Below are 18,341 nucleotides of genomic sequence, written 5' to 3'. Positions count from 1 at the left end.
AAAACCGGGCGTACTCTTGCATTACTTTAGCAATCGAGCGGCAGGAAAGGAACGATTCCTCCTCTAAGGTGCTGCGAACAACTAGCTTTTTTCTCTATGAGTACAAGTTCCTGTAAAAACTGTACGGGTTCCCAGCAAGCTGCCTGGAAAGATGTGTGTAAGGATGATTCTCTGTCCATGTCTCAGGGGCATCCTAACTGCATAATTCATATCAACCAAAAACTGTCGATCGCTCTGATCCCACTTAGCCATGTCTCTACTGATTCATGTCGAACCTCATCTGGCTCAGGCAAAGCCTGCTACCCCAGCCTCTGAACTCTCGCTCCAGCAGATCTGGATGGCAACGTCAGGTATTCTCACGCTGCTGCTAATCGGGCTAGCGATTTACAACAAAATCCGCACGACCAAGCTCGAAAAACAGCGGCGGTTTGAGGAATTCAAAAATCGAGAACTGCAAAAAAAGCTGAAGTTAGCACTGGGCACGATCAGCAAAATGGAGCGCAATCCGGACCTGATCCACTCCCGCGAGTTTAACCTTGACTATCTGCGGATGCGGATGGAGGAAGAGCAGTTTCACTTTACTATTGTTAATCAAATTAAAATTAGAGTCAAAGAAAAAATTACGATCGCCTTACGTCCCTCCCAGGCAGACAACGGCATTGTCGGCATTGCCAGTGCAACAGGACGAATGATCGACGAAATTTTTGATGTGGAATACGACCCATCCGGCTCACCTGTAGGAACGAATCGACGAGTGCTGTTTCGGATTCAGATCAAGCTTGCTAAGCTGCCGACTCAGCCCACCTCAACCACGATCGCCCAGATTATTGAGTGTATGGAAAAATACATGAGTCAGGGCGGTGAGGAGAACTGGCAGCCAACGATTCAGGGCAGAATTGCCACGATGCACTGGGATCAAAAAGCAAAGCCCACTCCTCTGCTGGTATTGGAACAATCAAATGAGGGCGTGAATGTTACATTTCGCACACAGCGAATTGTTAACAATGAACGATAGGTCTAGGCTTCGTCAATCATACTGAGGTTTCTTTGAGTAAAATTTTACAGACCTGAAAATTTCTGTATAAGTACGGAGCATTTTGATCGATCGTCGGAGGAATTAGGGCAGGCTAGAGTCTACAGTACGTTCAGGAGGAGCATGGCTCATGCCAGCCGATCGTCTCGGAAATCGCCTGCGAGCAGCAAGAAACTTAGGCTCTCTTGCAGCCCCCGTCTCTCTTCGAGATGCTTTAGATCGGCAAGACCGGAATGACGTTGCCCGGCTTCGGTTGAGCAGTCGCAGTACCCTAACGCTGCAAGTGAGCGGGATTCAACGCAAAAGTGCGATCGGGGTTGACGTATTTATCCCAAAATCCACTGCTGGTAAACCGTGGAAGCGGCTTCGCCAAACTAATCTGGGACAGCTCAAACCAAAAGATTTGCGGCGGCAGTTCACTTTTCTGTCGCGATCGAAAGCAACTTCAGGTAGCTCTAACACTGTAAACCTGACGCTGGATGCAGGGGAATACTATTTGCGGCTCTACTTCCGCAAAAATTCTACCGCTTATCGACTGGTGGCTAGTGCAACGCCGCTTCCGCTTCCAACAGATTCACCGTCCCCTTCTGCTTCACCTTCGCCTCCTCCTCCTGCTTCACCTTCGCCTCCTCCTCCTTCCCCGCCTTCGCCGCCAACGAACCCACCCGCTTCTCAGTCCTTTACCCGAAACTGGGTGCGTCAGTTTGGAAGCAGTGCCAATGACTATGCCTATGGAATTGCAGTCAACGGCGGGACGCTTTTTGTTGCAGGGTCTACCAACGGTAATTTGGGCGGAGCAAATGCAGGCGATCGAGATAGCTATGTCGCGCAGCTTAGCACTGAAGGATCTGCCCCAATCCTGAGACAGTTTGGGCGATCGGGAACGGATGTAGCAGCCGACATCGTCGCCGATAGCGCAGGCAATTACTATGTCTCCGGTATTGATGTAATAACAGAGACTATTCCTTTTCTGGGACCAGTTCCCAATCCCAATGGCTACGCTGTCAAATATGGTTCTAATGGAACACCGCTTTGGTCAGCAACGATCGCCACAACGACTGATATTCCAGTTGCGCCGGGTGCTGCTATTCCGGCTGCCGATGCTGCCTCGCGAATTGCGATCGACGCTCAGGGCAACGTTTATGTCACAGGCTTCCTGCGCGGCTTACCCCCAGTAGCGGGCTTCGGTCAGCCCAGTCGAGCCTTTATTGCCAAATACAACAGCAGTGGAAATCAGCAATGGGTGGTAGAACTGAATGAGCTTTCAGGTTCCAGCAGCGGCACGGATATCACGCTCGACGCTCAAGGTAATATCTACCTCAGTGGGATTACCAACGCTACGCTAACCCCTAATGTGACCGATCCGCTTACCGGCGGCGATGCCTTTGTCGCCAAATTAAACGGCAATGGAGCAAGGCTCTGGCATCAAACAATCGAGGCTCCGGGCACAAATCTAGCGGGCGGAGTCGTTGTTGACAGCGGTGGTAATGTCTACATCACGGGCGATACGATCGGTGCCCTTCCGGGACAAACGAGCGCAGGCGGCAGCGATGCCTTTCTGGCGAAGTACGATTCCAATGGCACTCGCCAATGGATCAAACAGTTTGGGACGGCTCAGCTTGACGAATCTCAGGCAATTGCGATCGACGATCGCGATCGAATTTATTTGGCCGGGGAAACGACCGGATCACTCTTTGGCAATGCCCCACTCGGCTTGTCCGATGGCTGGCTTGCCACCTTTGATTCGGCGGGAACGCTGCTCGGCAGTACGCTGGTCGGTACGCCGCAGGACGATGATGTGTACAGTTTAATCGTTGTGAACCCTGCGCCTAACGCCGCGCTCAACTCGCCGTACACGGTTTACCTAGCGGGACAAACTCAAGGAACTTTCCTAAATGGCGGTATAAATAATCAGGGTAGCTTTGATGCTTGGGCTGCTCAGTACAGCTTTAGCCCTGTTTGATGACGACTGAGAAACGGCAATTCCCCTGTTGACCTTTTGCCCCAACGTTTCCTGCATTCCCTGTTGATTCCCTGGCTGCATCTCTGACTCAGGGAATCCTTGACTCAACCTTTCGCTCAAACATCGATTCAGAGCTTTGCCCCAAGCTTTGCAGGAACTCTTATTTTGTCAATTTCCCCAAATTTATTCGTCTATGCGCCTTGACTTCTGAATCTTGGCAAGACGATCGCTCACTGTAACTTGCTATCGGTGAACGCAGCTTGCGTTTGCTTTAGGAGAAATCATGCGTAGAACTCTTTCTGACCTCAGTGCTGCAAAAGGAATTCCCAGCACGGCGGCAATTCGCGATCGAGTGAACTCCAGCAACTCAAGCGATTTATTTCGGTTTGATTTAGCACAGCCCAGCGGCATTCGCATCAAGTTTAGAAGCTCTAGGCAGGGAGCAAACCTAAGGCTAGTTCAAGACCGCAATTTCAACGGACGAATTGATACGGGCGAAATTGTGCAATCGGCTCAGATAAGTTTTCAGCAAAAAGAGGTAAGCCGCTCTCAATTAGCAGCCGGAACCTATTACCTCCAGGTTTCTGCTGGAGGACAAGGAGCAAACCGCTATCAGCTTAATCTTGAAACCAGTGCGTCGTCTAACAGCAGCTCGCTGCAAACTGGCTTACCCGCACCCCAGCCTGTGAGTGTGAGTGTGATCGATCAAATTGTGTCGCTTACCAACGATTTTCGCCGTCAAAATGGCTTGCCCCCCGTGACGCTGAATCCGCTGTTAGGCACGGCTGCCCAAACCCAAAGCCAGAACATGGCATTGGAGGATTACTTCGATCACACCAGCCCCACTGGCGTTACGCCCGGTCAACGAGCAACTGCCGCAGGCTATCGCTGGTCGCGGGTGGCTGAAAATATTGGTGCAGGACATACAACAGCTGTCAGTGTGGTGCAAGGCTGGATCAATAGTCCCGGACATCGGGCTAATTTGCTTGACCCCAAACTAAGGGAAATCGGAGTTGGGTATTACTTTATGCCAAGTGATACGGGCACTGAGAACTGGAATCATTATTGGACACAAGTTTTGGCTGCGCCGATGTAGGGGATGAGGGAATAAGGGATGGGAGGTGAGAGTGGGCGTATGTTTTGTTCTTGTGCTTTCTTTCCTCGATCGCCCATAGTAAGGTTGCCCATAGTAAGGTTTGAGGAGAGCGTGAGCAGGTTGAGAAATTGCGAGTGAGAGAGCCTGCTACTTTCCCCTACCTTACTTTGTCTTTTTTATAGGGAGTTTTATACCGAGCAGCTGAGAGAGAACTACACCTGGCAGGAAGTGTTTCTTCAGTAAGCGGGTTATACAGCTCCTAAAGCGACTGTGTACTGATCAGTCTGACCAGCGGGTGAAATGGCTCTGAACGTCCTGACGGGTCAATGCTGGGCGGAACTGAGCTGATTGTGGGTTCGGAAATTCCCCAAGATTAGGGATTTAGAGGGCTGCAGTACCTCAAATACGAATAAACTCGCTTAGTGTGTACCCAGTAGCCATTTAGGGAGAATTAGGGGGAGACTTAACCCCCTAAACTTCAACTCGCAGCCTGCTCTGACGCTCGCTAAAGACCTTTTTTCTTTTTGTAGAAGGGCACTCCAGCAGTGGTATGAAAATCTTCTTGTACCTTCTGGGTTAGTCGTCGGGAGACTTGGCGCACAATTTGGTTCAGGAGACGATCGCCTGTGGACTGGACTAGGGACTTGGGCAAAGCCTGGATGAAGCGGGGAAAGTGGAGGAACACTTGCAAATCGAGTTCCCATTCGACGTGGGTAATTTTGTCGGGGAGCTGTGCCCGCTCTTTTGCCGCAAAAAGCGACCGATCCGGTTCAATTTCGACAAGCTGAAGGGCTGCCTGAAAATCAACATCGTATCCGGGCGGTTCGTATCCTGGCACTGAAACCGTAGCAATGCGATAAATGCCTGCCTGCTGCGGCAGTAGATCGAGTCCGACTTTGGGTTCGACATCATAGCCAAACGCGCCAAATCGACCGACGGTAAGGGCATAACCTGTTTCCCCGATCGACTCAGACTGCATTGGATGAGCACAGCGCGGAAACCATTCCCGATGCTCATCCAGGTATTGGGCAACCATTCGCGCTTCGGCATACATTTCCATGCTGCTGGCAAACGTGCCATGAAAGCGGGTTGGCTCGCTGCTGAGGCAATCTTCGGTAGGACGACCTCGTCGGGAAAGCTGCTCCGCATTAAGGGAATGCCCTTCTGTCCGGTGGGCACTGGCTTCCAAAATCGGAGAAGCATCAATGGAGTAATGTTCTGCTGGGTTTGACTGCATACGCTCCGTTCCTGCGATAGTCCTGCAATCTTGGCTGTAGGTCGGCTTCTTTCTCGGCGCCTTTCAAGGAGGACGCGCTCCAGTTTTCCTCAGGGTTGCTTTCAACAATCCTGCCGATCGCTCTGACTGTAGATCTTAAACCTCAGGCAAACAGTCTGTCAGGGGAGAGATGAGACTAAAATCTTGTCTAGCATATCCTGTCCGAGTAAGGATGCCCTCGATCGATCTACGGATAGAAAGCTGGTAAGCATAGATTTAGCAGGGGCGACAGCGGAATGCATCCGCAAAAGCAGCGACTGATAGAGATTGTTAATTGCCAGTAACTGATTTACTGAATTTTCACTAAACTGGAGCAGCCAAGCCACAAATTTACTCTTGTAAAATTCTGAGGAGCCGGAGTTCATTATTTAAGGTCGATCGCTTAAATTCAGGATTTGACTCATTCATCAGGTAATTCGATTCTCTGATTCAATTGTTTGATTCGATCGACTCACTCAATCGTCTAATTTCTAGTAAAGGGGCAGCGTATGAAAGTGTTTGTAGCAGGGGCTACAGGTGAAACCGGACGGCGGATTGTGCAGGAACTGGTGAGCCGTAACATTTCGGTGCGAGCACTGGTGCGAAATCTAGATAAGGCAAAGCAAATTTTGCCCCCAGAGGCAGAATGCGTGGTGGGAGATGTGCTGGAACCAGAAACTCTGCGGACAGCGATGGCAGATTGTACGGTGGTGCTATCTGCGACGGGAGCCGCCCCCAGTTTTGACCCCACAGGTCCATACAAGGTGGACTATGAGGGAACCAAGCATCTTGTTGATGTGGCAAAGGAGAAGGGAATCCAGCAGTTTGTCATGGTGTCTTCGCTCTGTACCTCTCAACTGCTGCATCCGCTCAATTTGTTCTGGCTGATTTTAGTGTGGAAAAAGCGGGCAGAAGAATATTTGCAGCAAAGCGGCTTGAGCTACACGATCGTTCGACCGGGAGGGCTCAAAAACGAAGACAATACCGATGCGATCGTTATGTCTAAAGCAGACACGCTCTTTGATGGCAGTATTCCGCGATCGAAAGTCGCGCAGGTTTGTGTGGAGGCTTTATCGCAGCCAGAAGCAAAAAATAAAATCGTGGAAATTGTTGCCAAGCCCGACGCACCGGCTTTGTCCTATGAGGCGATGTTTGCGGGGGTGGCTTAGTGGATAGATTGGGAGATCGATCGGCAGGAACTCAAGGCAGCCCGACTAGGCTAGGATGGGAAAGATTTGTCCTGGTCAAGTTTAATTGAGCTGTGACTTCAAACCATCCTGAGTCTTCTGTTCCTAATTCTGTTGTTTCTGATTCTGTTGCTCCTGAGTCTTCTATTCCTGATGGCGTTTCAGGGCGATTGTCCCAGCGAAACAAAAAGTCTCCCTCTTCGGTTGGGTTGCTGCTGCGCCAGCTAACGGCAGGGTTAATTGCCCTGGGAACCGTCAGTATTCTCTGGAATGCTATTCCCTCAAAACCACGATCGAGCTTTGAGTTAGACGGCAGCAACTACCCGCCCCTCGTGAAGCAAGGCGGCGACCCCTACATCCGCGCTTTAATGCGAACGATCTCTGCGAGTGAATCGAACGGTCCCAAGCCCTATACGCTGCTGTTTGGTGGCGAACATTTTGAGGATTTTAACCAGCATCCCGATCGCTGTGTGCCGATTACAGTTGGTGTGAATCAGGGCGACTGCACCACGGCAGCCGGACGCTACCAGTTTATTACCACCACCTGGGAAGAGCAGGCAGAAAAATACCATCCTGATCCGTCTGGGCTCTGGTTCTGGCAGCACTACAGCTTTGAGCCACAGTATCAGGATGAGGTGGTCTATCGCTGGCTCAGCGACTCGGAAGTCTGGGGAGTGGATTTATCTGCGCTGCTGCAACAGGGACAGCTTTCAGAAGTACTGCAAATTCTTTCGCCCGTCTGGACTAGTTTGGGCTATGGAATTGAAACAAACGACATGAGCGATCGACTGCCGCAGCTTTATGAGGCGATGCTGCAAGAGGAACTGAGCGGCACATCGAGTTAAAAGTTCTTCTTTCCTATTAAAAGGTACTTGCTAGAATGCGGTTTTTAGAATACGGGTTTTTGTCAGCATAGGCTGTCGATTCTCGATCGTGTCCCGCATTGATTGCATCCCGCATTAATTCTCACGCTTGAGCTTCATATCTTTCCAGGGAGCTGAGCCTTTCACAGGTTGATGCCATGATTTCTGGTAAAAGTTCAGCAATCTCTTCTTGCTGACGATCGCCGATTGGCAGATGCACCGTAAACGTGGTTCCCTGGTGGCAGCCGTCGCTATGGGCTTCGATTGTGCCGTTGTGCAGTTCGACGAGCTGACGGACGATCGCAAGTCCGAGTCCTAATCCACCGTGGCTGCGAGTGGAAGAACTATCGGCTTGGCGAAAGTGATCAAAGATATAAGGTAGAAATTCTGGGTCGATGCCGATTCCCGTATCCCTGACGTGCAGCCTGATTATGCCATTAGCATTCGATCGAACCTGTAAGCTAACGTTTCCGCCTTCGCAGGTGAACTTAATTGCATTGGTGAGTAAATTCAAGAGAATTTGACGCAACCGCACTGAATCTGCTCTCACGCTTGCCACGGTCGGATCAAGCTGCACGTCGAGCCGGATCGATTTCACCTCGGCTTGGGGACGAATCGATTCTACGGTTGCCTCAATAAAAGAGGGTAGGTCGATCGGGTGAATCGACAGTTCAACCTTGCCGCGCATCAGCCTAGATACGTCGAGGATGTCTTCGATCAGCCGCACCTGAGCCTGGGCATTGTATACGATCGTTTCGAGTGCCCGTCGCATTCTAGCAGGCTCAAACTCCCGCTTCAGCAAGAGCTGCGACCAGCCCAAAATTGAGTTCAGGGGCGTTCGCAGTTCGTGAGAGACGATCGCTAAAAATTCATCTTTTATGCGGTTTGCTTCTTCGGCTTGCTGGCGAGCAACCTGAGCACGGATAAGTTCTGCGTTTTGAGCAATCAGTTGGGCTGCCTGATGCTGAACTTCGAGATTCTTTTTGAATAAATCAATAAAAACAGAGACTTTAGAAGTCAAAATGGTAGGTTCGATCGGCTTATATAAATAATCGACTGCGCCCAACGTATAGCCCTGAGAGCGCAAATCGTCGCTTTCCGCAAACGCAGTTAGAAAAATAATGGGAGTGTGCTGCGATCGACCGCGCTGACGAATGAGCCTTGCTGTTTCAAAGCCATCCATACCGGGCATCTGCACATCCAGCAGGATCACAGCGACATCATGCTGAAGTAAATATTTTAATGCGGCAGCTCCCGACTGCACTTTGACCAAGTTCTGCCCCAGGCTCTGTAATACACGCTCTAGCGTAACTAGATTTTCGATGCGATCGTCCACAAGGAGGACATTCACTTTCGATTCCGGCGTGATTAGAGAAGAAGCAGGAGTTGATAATACATGGTGGATTTGTTGAGTCATCCCTAATTTACCCTTGACAATCACGGTCGCTTGGTGATCAGGCAATTCTCCGATAGAGCTGTGCTTGAGGATCGAATAGCTCATAGCACTGCTGATACGGTGAAAACTTCAAGCTTTCCTGCTGTCCCAAGCCTAGAATCCCAAATCTCCCTAAACTGTCGTGGAATAACTGATGAATCTTTGCCTGAAGCTCAGAATTTAAGAAGGTTAAAACATTGCGACAGAGAATGACATTAAATTCATTAAAAGAAGCATCCGTCACTAGGTTGTGGGCTGCGAAGACAAGGTTCTCCTTTAGAAATGAGTGGACGATTGCACTATCGTTTCTAACTGTATAGTACTCCGAAAGCAGTTGTTCTCCCCCTGCCTGTTGATAGAGGAGTGCATACTCCTGTGTCCGTCCAAGGGTAAAAACGCCCGTTCGTGCTTGAGCGAGAGCAGATTCATTGATATCAGTTGCGTAGATGCGGCAGCGAGGATAAATGCCCTCCTCCCACAGTAGGATTGCCATTGCATACACTTCTTCCCCGGTCATGCATCCGGCATACCAGATCCGAACGGATGGATAAGTTCGCAGCAGCGGCACAACCTGAGTTCTAAATGCCAGGTAAAAGCTGGGGTCATGAAACATCCCTGTACGATTTGCAGACAGATTCAGCAAAAAACGCTCCATATAGGCACGTTCATGCAAAATCTTTTCTTGCAGTCGAGAGATGTTGGGCAGCTTGTCGGTTTGAATGAGATCTCGAATCTGACGTTTAATTAACGCGCTCGAGTAACTTCGAAAGTCGAAGCCATAGTAGCGATTCACTCCCTCTAAAAGAAGCTGAATTTCGAGATCCTCAAGTTCGGCAAGCTGCATAAGGACGGGCATAAAGGTTCCTGATAAAGCAGTTGGATTATTGGTGGAGCCAAACCCGAAGTACAGACAAGAGCTGATCGGTTTCAACAGGTTTAGTGATGTAGTCCGAAGCTCCCGATTCGATGCATTTTTCCCGATCGCCGCGCATGGCTTTTGCCGTTAACGCAATGATAGGCAGATGAGCGAATTGGGGAATTTCCCGAATGGCTTGCGTCGTTTCATACCCATCCATTTCGGGCATCATCACATCCATCAACACCAAATCAAGATCCGGGTGATTTTGTAATACGCTAATGCCTTCTCGACCGTTTTCAGCGTACAGAATCTCCATTTGATAGCGTTCTAATACACTGGTGAGGGCAAAAATATTCCGCACGTCATCATCGACAATGAGAATTTTTTTGCCTGCCAGCGTTGGATCTTGCTGCTGCGATCGTTCCAGCATTTGTCGCTGAAGGTCTGGTAGGTCTGCCTGAACCCGATGCAGGAAGAGGGCAGTTTCATCCAGCAGACGTTCGGGCGATCGGACATCCTTAAGAATGATCGTGTCAGAAATGCCTCGGAGTTCCCGTTCTTCTTGAGCCGATAGATCTTTTCCGGTGTAGATAATGATCGGCAAGTGGGCCAGGCTGGAGTCATGTTTAATCTGCTCAAGGAAGGCAAACCCATCCATGTCGGGTAGTCCCAGATCGAGCACGAGGCAGTCAAAGTGACCTGATCGCAATGTCTCAAGCGCTTCTGCACCTGTGCCGATCGCGGTAATTGCTACGTCGCTATTGCCAATCAGTTCAACCAGGCTTTGGCGTTGAACGTCATCATCTTCGACGATCAGCAAATTTTTCATCGGACGCTCGACAAACTCCTTAATGCTTGCCAGGGCGTTGAGCAATGACTCGCTGTTAACAGGCTTTTGCAGATACGCGATTGCTCCCTGCCGCAAACTGCGCTGCAATCCCTCTTCTACCGACATCATGTGGACTGGAATATGGCGGGTGTCAGCGTGATGCTTCAGCCGATCCAGCACCATCCAGCCATCGAGAACCGGAAGGCGAACATCGAGCATAATTGCGGTGGGTTTGAGCTGCTGTGCCATTTCCAGCCCGACGTTACCGCGAGTGGCGACCAGTCCCTTAAAGCCTTGCTGTCGTGCCAGATCTAGCAGAATGCCGGCAAAGTTCAGGTCATCTTCAACGATCAACAAGGTCAGGTCGCCCGGTTGAATAGAGTCTCGATCGTCTTCGATCGCCCGCTCGCGCATCAGTGCCATTGGTTCGGGCTGATTGCCTGCTGTCGCTGGTTGCCCTGCTGCTAGCACCGTGGAAGGTCGGACGATCGTGGATTGCAAGGATGAGGTAGCGAGGGTAGGAATCGGTAAACTCCAGCGTTCTCCCTCGCTTTGGGGCAGATAAAGCGTGAACGTGCTGCCGCAACCCAGCTCACTCTTAAGGCGAATTTCACCGCCTAGTAGACGGGTAATTTCTCGGCTAATCGACAAGCCTAAGCCCGTTCCCCCATACTTCCGGGAGGTTGTGCCATCTGCCTGCTGAAACGCTTCGAAGATGACCTGCTGCTTATCTGGCGCAATGCCGATTCCCGTATCAGTAACCGCAAAGGCAATTACGCGATCGGCACGATTCAGCGTTTCTTTATCAAAACTCCAGCCCCCCGTTGCGAGGCTTACGTTGAGGCTGACCTGACCCTGCTCGGTGAACTTAAAGGCGTTCGAGAGCAGGTTTTTTAGAACTTGCTGAAGCCGCTTGGCATCGGTGTACAAAGTGCGCGGCAACTGCGGATCAAAGTTCATCTGAAATTCGAGATTACGATCCTGGGCGACCTGGCGGAATGTGCGATCGAGGTGATTGCGGAAGTCATTAATCGACATTGGCTCTGTTTCGATTGACATCGTTCCCGACTCAATTTTTGCCAAATCCAGAATGTCGTTGATGAGTCCAAGTAAATCGTTTCCGGCAGAATAAATCGTACGGGCATATTCGATTTGCTTATCGCTTAAGTTGCCGTCGCTGTTTTCGGCAAAAAGTCGTGCCAGAATCAGTAAACTGTTGAGCGGCGTTCGCAGTTCATGCGACATATTTGCCAAGAATTCCGATTTGTATCTGGAACTGAGGGCAAGCTGTTCGGCTTTTTCTTCCAGCGATCGACGCGCCTGTTCAATTTCTTGATTTTTGCGTTCCACCTCCCGGTTTTGAACGGCTAATAGTTCGGCTTTCTCCTGTAATTCCTCGTTGGTTTGCTGAAGCTGTTCCTGCTGATTCTTGAGCAGTTCCTCCGAGGCTTTGAGTGACTGCGCCTGCTGTTCTAATCGCTGGTTGGTTCCCGTTAGCTCTTTCTGCTGGGTTTGCAGTTCTTCTGCCAGTGACTGCGACTGTTTCAGCAGTTCTTCAGTTCGCATACTAGCGGCAATCGTGTTGAGGACGATCGCAATACTCTCGGTCAACTGGTCGAAGAACGTTAAGTGAATGTCGCTGAACCGCGAGAACGAAGCAAGCTCGATCACCGCAGTCACCTGTCCTTCAAATAAAACAGGCAGCGCAACCGCATTCAGCGGGGTTGCTTCACCCAGTCCAGAACTAATTCTGATGTAGTCTGCTGGAACTTCAGTCAGGAGAATGCGCTCCTTTTCTAAAGCGCACTGCCCGATTAGTCCCTGTCCTAGCTCGAAGCGGTTGCCTAAGTGCTTGCGCTCTTTGTAGGCGTAGGTGCTGATCAGCTTGAGATAGGACGTGTGGGTTTCGTTGGCTTCCATCAGGTAAAAGACCCCGTGTTGCGCCGAAACCAGCGGAGCCAATTCGGACAGAATCAGCTTGGACACTGTTTCAAGGTCGCGCTGCCCCTGCAACATACGGGTGAATTTCGCCAAGTTGGTCTTGAGCCAGTCTTGCTCGGTGTTCTTCTGCGTTGTTTCGCGCAGGTTGGCAATCATCTGGTTGATGTTGTCTTTGAGGACTGCCACTTCCCCTTTTGCTTCGACGGAAATCGATCGCGTCAAATCGCCCTTAGTCACCGCTGTTGCTACTTCGGCGATCGCTCGCACCTGCGTCGTTAGATTCGCTGCCAGCTCGTTCACGTTATCGGTCAAATCGCGCCAAGTTCCCGATGCTCCCGGCACTTTTGCCTGTCCACCGAGTTTTCCTTCGCTTCCTACTTCTCGGGCAACGGTCGTAACCTGTTCGGCAAACGTTGCCAGCGTGTCAATCATTTCGTTGATAGTGTCGGCTAACGTTTCGATTTCGCCTTTGGCATCTAGCATCAGCTTGAGCTTCAGGTTTCCGTTCGCCACCGCTGTCACCACTCGCGCAATGCCTCGCACCTGGGCTGTAAGGTTGCTTGCCATCGAGTTCACATTGTCAGTGAGATCCTTCCAGGTTCCTGCAACGCCAATCACCTGCGCCTGACCGCCCAGCTTGCCTTCGGTTCCTACTTCCCGTGCCACCCGTGTTACTTCCGAGGCAAAGGAACTGAGCTGATCCACCATGGTGTTAATGGTGTTTTTCAGATCGAGAATTTCACCTTTCACATCCACGGTGATTTTCTTGGAGAGGTCCCCGTTCGCGATCGCCGTTGCCACTTCGGCGATGTTTCGTACCTGTGCGGTCAGGTTGCCTGCCATTGAGTTCACGTTATCAGTCAAATCCTTCCAGGTTCCACCCACGCCGCGGACGTATGCCTGCACCCCGAGTTTTCCTTCGGTTCCCACTTCCCGTGCCACCCGTGTTACTTCCGAGGCAAACGAGTTGAGCTGATCCACCATGGTGTTAATGGTGTTTTTCAGCTCCAAGATTTCGCCTTTCACATCCACGGTGATTTTCTTGGAGAGGTCTCCGTTTGCCACCGCCGTTGTCACTTCGGCGATGTTTCGTACCTGTGCGGTTAAGCTGCCTGCCATGAAGTTCACGCTGTCGGTCAGGTCTTTCCAGGTTCCGGCTACGCCTTTTACTTCCGCCTGCACGCCGAGTTTTCCTTCAGAACCCACTTCCCGTGCCACCCGTGTTACTTCTGAAGCAAACGAGTTGAGCTGATCCACCATCGTGTTGACCGTATTTTTCAGCTCCAGGATTTCGCCTTTCACATCCACGGTAATTTTCTTCGACAAATCCCCATTTGCCACCGCCGTTGTTACCGCCGCAATATTTCGTACCTGTGCGGTTAAGCTGCCTGCCATGAAGTTCACGCTGTCGGTCAGGTCTTTCCAGGTTCCGGCTACTCCGCGTACATCTGCCTGTACCCCGAGTTTTCCTTCAGAACCTACTTCCCGCGCCACCCGTGTTACTTCCGAGGCAAAGGAACTAAGCTGATCCACCATGGTGTTAATGGTGTTTTTCAGCTCCAGGATTTCGCCTTTCACATCCACGGTGATTTTCTTCGACAAATCCCCATTTGCCACCGCCGTTGTCACTTCAGCAATGTTTCGTACCTGTGCGGTCAGGTTGCCTGCCATCGAGTTTACGCTGTCGGTCAAATCCTTCCAGGTTCCCGCTACTCCGGGCACATCTGCCTGCACGCCGAGTTTTCCTTCAGTTCCTACTTCCCGCGCCACCCGTGTTACTTCTGAAGCAAAGGAGTTGAGCTGATCCACCATCGTGTTGACGATTTGAGCCGTTTGCAGAAACTCGCCTTGCAGCCGTTTGCCGTCAATTTCGGTGGCGATCGTCTGCGTCAAGTTTCCAGTGGCAACCGCCCGAATTACTCGCGTGGTTTCAGTCATCGGCTGCACCAGATCAGTGATCAGCGCATTGACCGAGCCGATCGATGCCTTCCATGCTCCCTTCGCATTCTGGAGCGAGGCGCGTTCGCTAATTTTGCCTTCCTTACCAACCACCTGGCTAATGTGTTCCAGTTCAGTTGCCATGTGCTCATTCATCTCAATGATGTCGTTGAGCGTATCGGCGATCTTGCCTGCAATACCGGTCTGGTCGAGTGGCATCCGAGCAGAGAAATTACCCTTTTTTATTTCAACCAGCGTTTTGAGGAGCTGCTGGAGATCGAGGGTATCGGAATTGGGGGTGCGAGAAGCGGTGGTCATAGCGGGTGTAACTTTCGCGGTAGGTCAGGATGAGTACGTCACTGGCTAGAAGTCCTGCCACAGGCATACATCGATTCATTATCCCTGCTTCGTTCAGGTCGATCGCTTCTACCTATGGGCGTAACTTTGTCTTTACTCTACCTTAGGCTAGAGGACGCTGATTGAGGCGCAGCTATTATTTGTGATAGCCCAAATTTTAATTTCAACTCTGCTCTCGATTCTGCTCTCAAAAGTTTGCTCTTTCACTGCTGAATCAAAAGCTTAATCTTCGTTAGCGTTTAATTCATAGCGAAAAAAATTGGTGGCATGGATTAAGAGGAGGGTTGAAAAGCGATTGCTGTTACCCGAACCATCCCCGATACGGAATTAACTTTGAGGGGAACCGAGCCATCTCTCCTCACGCTCAAAGTTCCTCAGCATTTGGGGGTATGGGGACAACCCAGCACTTTTGATACTTTTTAAACATTCTCTTAGATTAAGCTAAGGACATAAAGCTGAGGAAAGTGCTCCCGATCGGTCAGCACTCGGTTTGAATCATTAAGCGAATCAAGGAATTGTTGCTTGTCAAATCAGCCTTTTAACGAAACCCTTAACACTGAAGATTTCAATCATCTGATTGAGGCTGTGGTCAAAGCGGTTTTAAAAGTCGGACAAACCCATGATTTAGAAGAGGCGATTGTGATTCGGGATGAATTGCATCGGCTTCCCGACACGCTGCTGACGGAAGTCTTAAATCAAGTCATCTTGCATTTGGTTCCGATCGATCCGCTGCTTTGTCGCTGGTTTATTATCGATGTTTTTCTGCGCGACGCTCCGCCAGAAGGGAGAGCAGATGTTGCAGAACGAATTAATCTGCTGCTGGCGGATCTCCAGTCTCCTCAGTCGGAATAGGCTCGGTAGAGTAGCGTCTTTAAGGATGAAAGCTTTAAGGATGAAAGAAAAACGCTGCCCCAATCACCACGTAAGTCGCTAACAGCAGCGTTCCTTCCAGCCAGTTCGATCGCCCATCGGCACTGACCGAATTGGCAATAAACACTGCCACTGCAACGGAAACCAGTTCAAACGGATTAAAGTTGAGATCCATCGGCTGTCCCCAGAAATAGCCTGCGATCACCAGCACGGGGGCAACAAACAGCGCGATTTGCAGACTCGATCCCACGGCGACTGAAACTGCCAGATCCATCTTGTTTTTCACGGCAACGACCACCGCTGTTGCATGCTCTGCCGCATTGCCAATAATCGGCAGCAGCACAATTCCGGTAAACAGTTCGGTCAGCCCTAGCTGTTTTGTGGCTTCCTCTAGGGAACCAACCAGTATTTCTGACTCGATCGCCACCAGAACGGTCACAACCAGCAGCACCCCCACCCATAGCAGCAGATTGGGTTTTTTGCCTTCGGGGACGAGTCCTTCTCCTTCTTCTTCGGCAATCCCCACATCATATAGATAGCTGTGCGTTTTCATCGAGAACAGCAGCGTGAGCAGATACACCGTGATCAGCGCAATGGCAACCACGATCGACAGCTTTTGCAGCGTCAGTTGATCAATGCTCGGAGAGGTATAGTCCACTGCCGTCGGCAAAAGCATTGCCACCACTGCCAAATTCATTGTTGAAGCATTAATGCGGGCGATCGTTGGCTCAAAGCTTTGTTCTTTGTGGCGCAGTCCACCCAGCAGCATCGAGAAGCCCATCACCAGCAGCAAATTGCCGATAATCGACCCCGTGAGGCTGGCTTTGACCACGTTTACAACACCGCTTTTCAGGGCAACCAGCGCGATGATTAGCTCTGTAGCATTGCCAAAGGTCGCGTTTAGCAAACCGCCGATCGAGGGCCCAGTGACGATCGCGATTTCTTCAGTTGCAGTTCCCATCCAGGCTGCCAGGGGCAGGATCGCCAGACAGGCACTAATAAAAATCACCAGTGCTCCCCAGTGCAGCGCGTCGGCAAGAACCGAAATGGGCACAAAGACAAGTAAGACAGTAAAGATGAGATTCTTAAGGTTCATCGGTTTCTCAAGAGGCTCCTGAGGGTTTGCGTGCAGTATTCCCAAGAATCATGGCACGCTTCAGCTTCACTCAGCCACCCACTCGCCCCCAATCCACCGCTCTGCTAGGCTGCCACCGTCTCCGCCTCAAACCACGATCGATCGAACTCACAGCCCAGGTGCTCTTGAATTCGCAAAATGTCGTGCTCGGCGTTGCCCAAACAGGTGGTTGCACCCGGAGAAGGCGTGATGTTGAACCGAATACCATTGCCCGGATCGATTTCTGCCTGTCCCAAAATCAGCTTGCGCTGGGTGCGATCGATTAACTGCGGACGAATGCCGCCCACGCCGCGAGCAAACTCCAGATCCTCAAGCTGCAACGAAGGCACAATCTTTCGCACATCCTGGAGGAACAGGCGGCGATCGACCACGGGCATTTCAAACGCCATGTTTTTGAAGATGTAATTGCGAATGTCCCGCACTTTGAACAAATCCCATAGCACTGCCATCACGGTTGAATCGAGCCGCAGCACTTGCAGGTAATCGAAGGCAGTTTTCCAGTCATATCGCTCCAGCAGGGGCATGGGCAGCGCAGTCGGACCAAAGCGCGTTTTGCCGGGAACCGTGACATCAGGATCGCCGTGAATCGCGGCAAAGGGCAGCTTGTCGTTCTGCACCGTGTAGACCTTACCGTTCAGCACTTGCGGCGTGAAGTAGAAATTACCCGCGATCGGCAGACAGGAATATTCCAGCCCAATGCCCATTTTGTGAGCAAACAGCAGGCTGTGTCCCCCTGCAGAAACCACAACAAAGCGAGCGGTCAGCGTTTCATTGGGCGTGACAATGCGGTAATTCGCTCCTGCCGTTTCGATCGCCTGCACTAGCGTACCCAGCTTCAGGTCGATCGTTTTGCCTTCGACGGTTTGCGCCAGCTCGACAAACGACTGCGATAGTGCCCCGTAGTTCACCGCGGTATATTCATCCTGAATCCCGATCGCCACCAGTTCTTCTGGTCGAGCTTGTCCATTGACCTGCACCACATGGGGTTCGACTTCGGCAATCTGGGATTTTTCGAGCAGACTCATTCCAGTGAAGTGGGGCTTGAACTGCTCGTATCGCTGCCGCAAAAATTCACACTCCTGGGAACCAACACCCAGCACCATCTTGGGAAACTTGTAAATCACCCGATCGCGCATCTCATCAGACAATTCTGCGCCGTAGCGCACTACCATCTGCGCCGATCGCCGCACTTTCAACGCCTTTTCCAGGCTGTAGTTGGTTTCAATATCTCCGCAGTGAATAGTCTGGCTATTGTTCGTCGCCTTGGAGTTTACTGCTGCCACGCCACTATATTTTTCAACCAGCGCAACTCGCTTCAGGTCGGTAAACTTTGCCAGCGAATATAGCAGGGCAGTTCCCGCAACGCCTCCCCCAATTACAACAACGTCATACAGTTGGCTGGTCATTCCGCTCTCGTTGGTTTCTACTCGGTTGATTTTTACTCTTTTTATTATTGTAGAGATTTTCCGATCGCTGCTCATCCGCAAACGGTCGGAGGTTCATAACATTTCAGCCTAGCATTCGAATCTGCCTAGCAAGCGAGCCATTCGATCGGCTCTTTGTCGTAATGTGCTGATTGA

Annotated in this window: 12 protein-coding genes; 6 read left to right on the top strand and 6 right to left on the bottom strand. The window is 50.9% G+C overall.

Features of this window, described 5'->3' with window-relative positions; all coding sequences use genetic code 11:
* Positions 1-250 precede the first annotated feature (250 nt).
* From H6F80_RS20790 to H6F80_RS29245, 3 genes are all read left to right on the top strand, one after another.
* Entirely contained in the window at positions 251-1,015 is a 765-nt protein-coding gene (locus tag H6F80_RS20790; RefSeq protein ID WP_190793431.1) for a hypothetical protein, read from the top strand.
* Positions 1,016-1,163: 148 nt separating this feature from the next.
* A complete protein-coding gene (locus H6F80_RS20785) occupies positions 1,164-2,996 on the top strand; it encodes an SBBP repeat-containing protein (protein WP_190793430.1) in 1,833 nt (610 codons plus the stop codon).
* Positions 2,997-3,279: 283 nt separating this feature from the next.
* Positions 3,280-4,092, top strand: a complete 813-nt coding sequence (locus H6F80_RS29245) for a CAP domain-containing protein (protein WP_199296719.1) — start codon at positions 3,280-3,282, stop codon at positions 4,090-4,092.
* Between the two features lie 505 nt (positions 4,093-4,597).
* Here the strand turns inward: H6F80_RS29245 and H6F80_RS20775 are convergent.
* Positions 4,598-5,329, bottom strand: coding sequence for a DUF1997 domain-containing protein (locus tag H6F80_RS20775; RefSeq protein ID WP_190793429.1), 732 nt, complete (start codon positions 5,327-5,329; stop codon positions 4,598-4,600).
* 527 nt (positions 5,330-5,856) lie between these two features.
* Between H6F80_RS20775 and H6F80_RS20770 the strand changes: the two genes are divergently transcribed.
* A complete protein-coding gene (locus H6F80_RS20770) occupies positions 5,857-6,516 on the top strand; it encodes an SDR family oxidoreductase (RefSeq protein WP_190793428.1) in 660 nt (219 codons plus the stop codon).
* 92 nt (positions 6,517-6,608) lie between these two features.
* The gene (locus tag H6F80_RS20765) at positions 6,609-7,379 is read left to right on the top strand and encodes a glycoside hydrolase family 24 protein (RefSeq protein ID WP_347277907.1); all 771 of its coding nucleotides are present in this window, start codon (positions 6,609-6,611) and stop codon (positions 7,377-7,379) included.
* Between the two features lie 121 nt (positions 7,380-7,500).
* On the opposite strand, the gene H6F80_RS20760 is transcribed toward H6F80_RS20765, so the two are convergent.
* Genes H6F80_RS20760 through H6F80_RS20750 form a run of 3 tightly spaced genes read right to left on the bottom strand, consistent with a single transcriptional unit; the run spans position 7,501 to position 14,717 of the window.
* Positions 7,501-8,898 carry a hybrid sensor histidine kinase/response regulator gene (locus tag H6F80_RS20760; RefSeq protein ID WP_242067490.1) on the bottom strand — a complete coding sequence of 466 codons (1,398 nt, stop codon included), beginning with the start codon at positions 8,896-8,898 and terminating at the stop codon, positions 7,501-7,503.
* Positions 8,852-9,688 carry a CheR family methyltransferase gene (locus tag H6F80_RS20755; protein WP_242067489.1) on the bottom strand — a complete coding sequence of 279 codons (837 nt, stop codon included), beginning with the start codon at positions 9,686-9,688 and terminating at the stop codon, positions 8,852-8,854. The genes H6F80_RS20760 and H6F80_RS20755 overlap by 47 nt, the downstream gene beginning before the upstream one ends.
* 25 nt (positions 9,689-9,713) lie before the next feature.
* Positions 9,714-14,717: a HAMP domain-containing protein gene (locus tag H6F80_RS20750; RefSeq protein WP_190793427.1), complete on the bottom strand. Its 5,004-nt coding sequence runs from the start codon at positions 14,715-14,717 to the stop codon at positions 9,714-9,716.
* A gap of 561 nt (positions 14,718-15,278) precedes the next feature.
* Between H6F80_RS20750 and H6F80_RS20745 the strand changes: the two genes are divergently transcribed.
* Positions 15,279-15,608 (top strand): hypothetical protein, encoded by a 330-nt coding sequence (locus H6F80_RS20745; protein WP_190793426.1) that lies wholly within the window; start codon positions 15,279-15,281, stop codon positions 15,606-15,608.
* A gap of 34 nt (positions 15,609-15,642) precedes the next feature.
* Here the strand turns inward: H6F80_RS20745 and cax are convergent, their stop codons facing one another.
* Positions 15,643-16,722 (bottom strand): calcium/proton exchanger, encoded by a 1,080-nt coding sequence (gene cax, locus H6F80_RS20740; protein ID WP_190793425.1) that lies wholly within the window; start codon positions 16,720-16,722, stop codon positions 15,643-15,645.
* A gap of 104 nt (positions 16,723-16,826) precedes the next feature.
* Positions 16,827-18,167: an FAD-dependent oxidoreductase gene (locus H6F80_RS20735; protein WP_190793424.1), complete on the bottom strand. Its 1,341-nt coding sequence runs from the start codon at positions 18,165-18,167 to the stop codon at positions 16,827-16,829.
* Positions 18,168-18,341: the final 174 nt, after the last annotated feature.

Origin of the sequence: Leptolyngbya sp. FACHB-711 (assembly GCF_014695615.1) — a bacterium.
GTDB lineage: Bacteria > Cyanobacteriota > Cyanobacteriia > Elainellales > Elainellaceae > Leptolyngbya_A.
This window is presented reverse-complemented; position numbering and strand designations above follow the sequence as displayed.

Bases quoted from the DNA above. Each gene is read 5' to 3' on its own strand.
- H6F80_RS20775 (WP_190793429.1), bottom strand. From the start codon at position 5,329: ATGCAGTCAAACCCAGCAGAACATTACTCCATTGATGCTTCTCCGATT.
- H6F80_RS29245 (WP_199296719.1), top strand. From the start codon at position 3,280: ATGCGTAGAACTCTTTCTGACCTCAGTGCTGCAAAAGGAATTCCCAGC.
- H6F80_RS20750 (WP_190793427.1), bottom strand. From the start codon at position 14,717: ATGACCACCGCTTCTCGCACCCCCAATTCCGATACCCTCGATCTCCAG.
- H6F80_RS20755 (WP_242067489.1), bottom strand. From the start codon at position 9,688: ATGCCCGTCCTTATGCAGCTTGCCGAACTTGAGGATCTCGAAATTCAG.
- H6F80_RS20785 (WP_190793430.1), top strand. From the start codon at position 1,164: ATGCCAGCCGATCGTCTCGGAAATCGCCTGCGAGCAGCAAGAAACTTA.
- H6F80_RS20735 (WP_190793424.1), bottom strand. From the start codon at position 18,167: ATGACCAGCCAACTGTATGACGTTGTTGTAATTGGGGGAGGCGTTGCG.
- H6F80_RS20790 (WP_190793431.1), top strand. From the start codon at position 251: ATGTCTCTACTGATTCATGTCGAACCTCATCTGGCTCAGGCAAAGCCT.
- cax (WP_190793425.1), bottom strand. From the start codon at position 16,722: ATGAACCTTAAGAATCTCATCTTTACTGTCTTACTTGTCTTTGTGCCC.
- H6F80_RS20760 (WP_242067490.1), bottom strand. From the start codon at position 8,898: ATGAGCTATTCGATCCTCAAGCACAGCTCTATCGGAGAATTGCCTGAT.
- H6F80_RS20770 (WP_190793428.1), top strand. From the start codon at position 5,857: ATGAAAGTGTTTGTAGCAGGGGCTACAGGTGAAACCGGACGGCGGATT.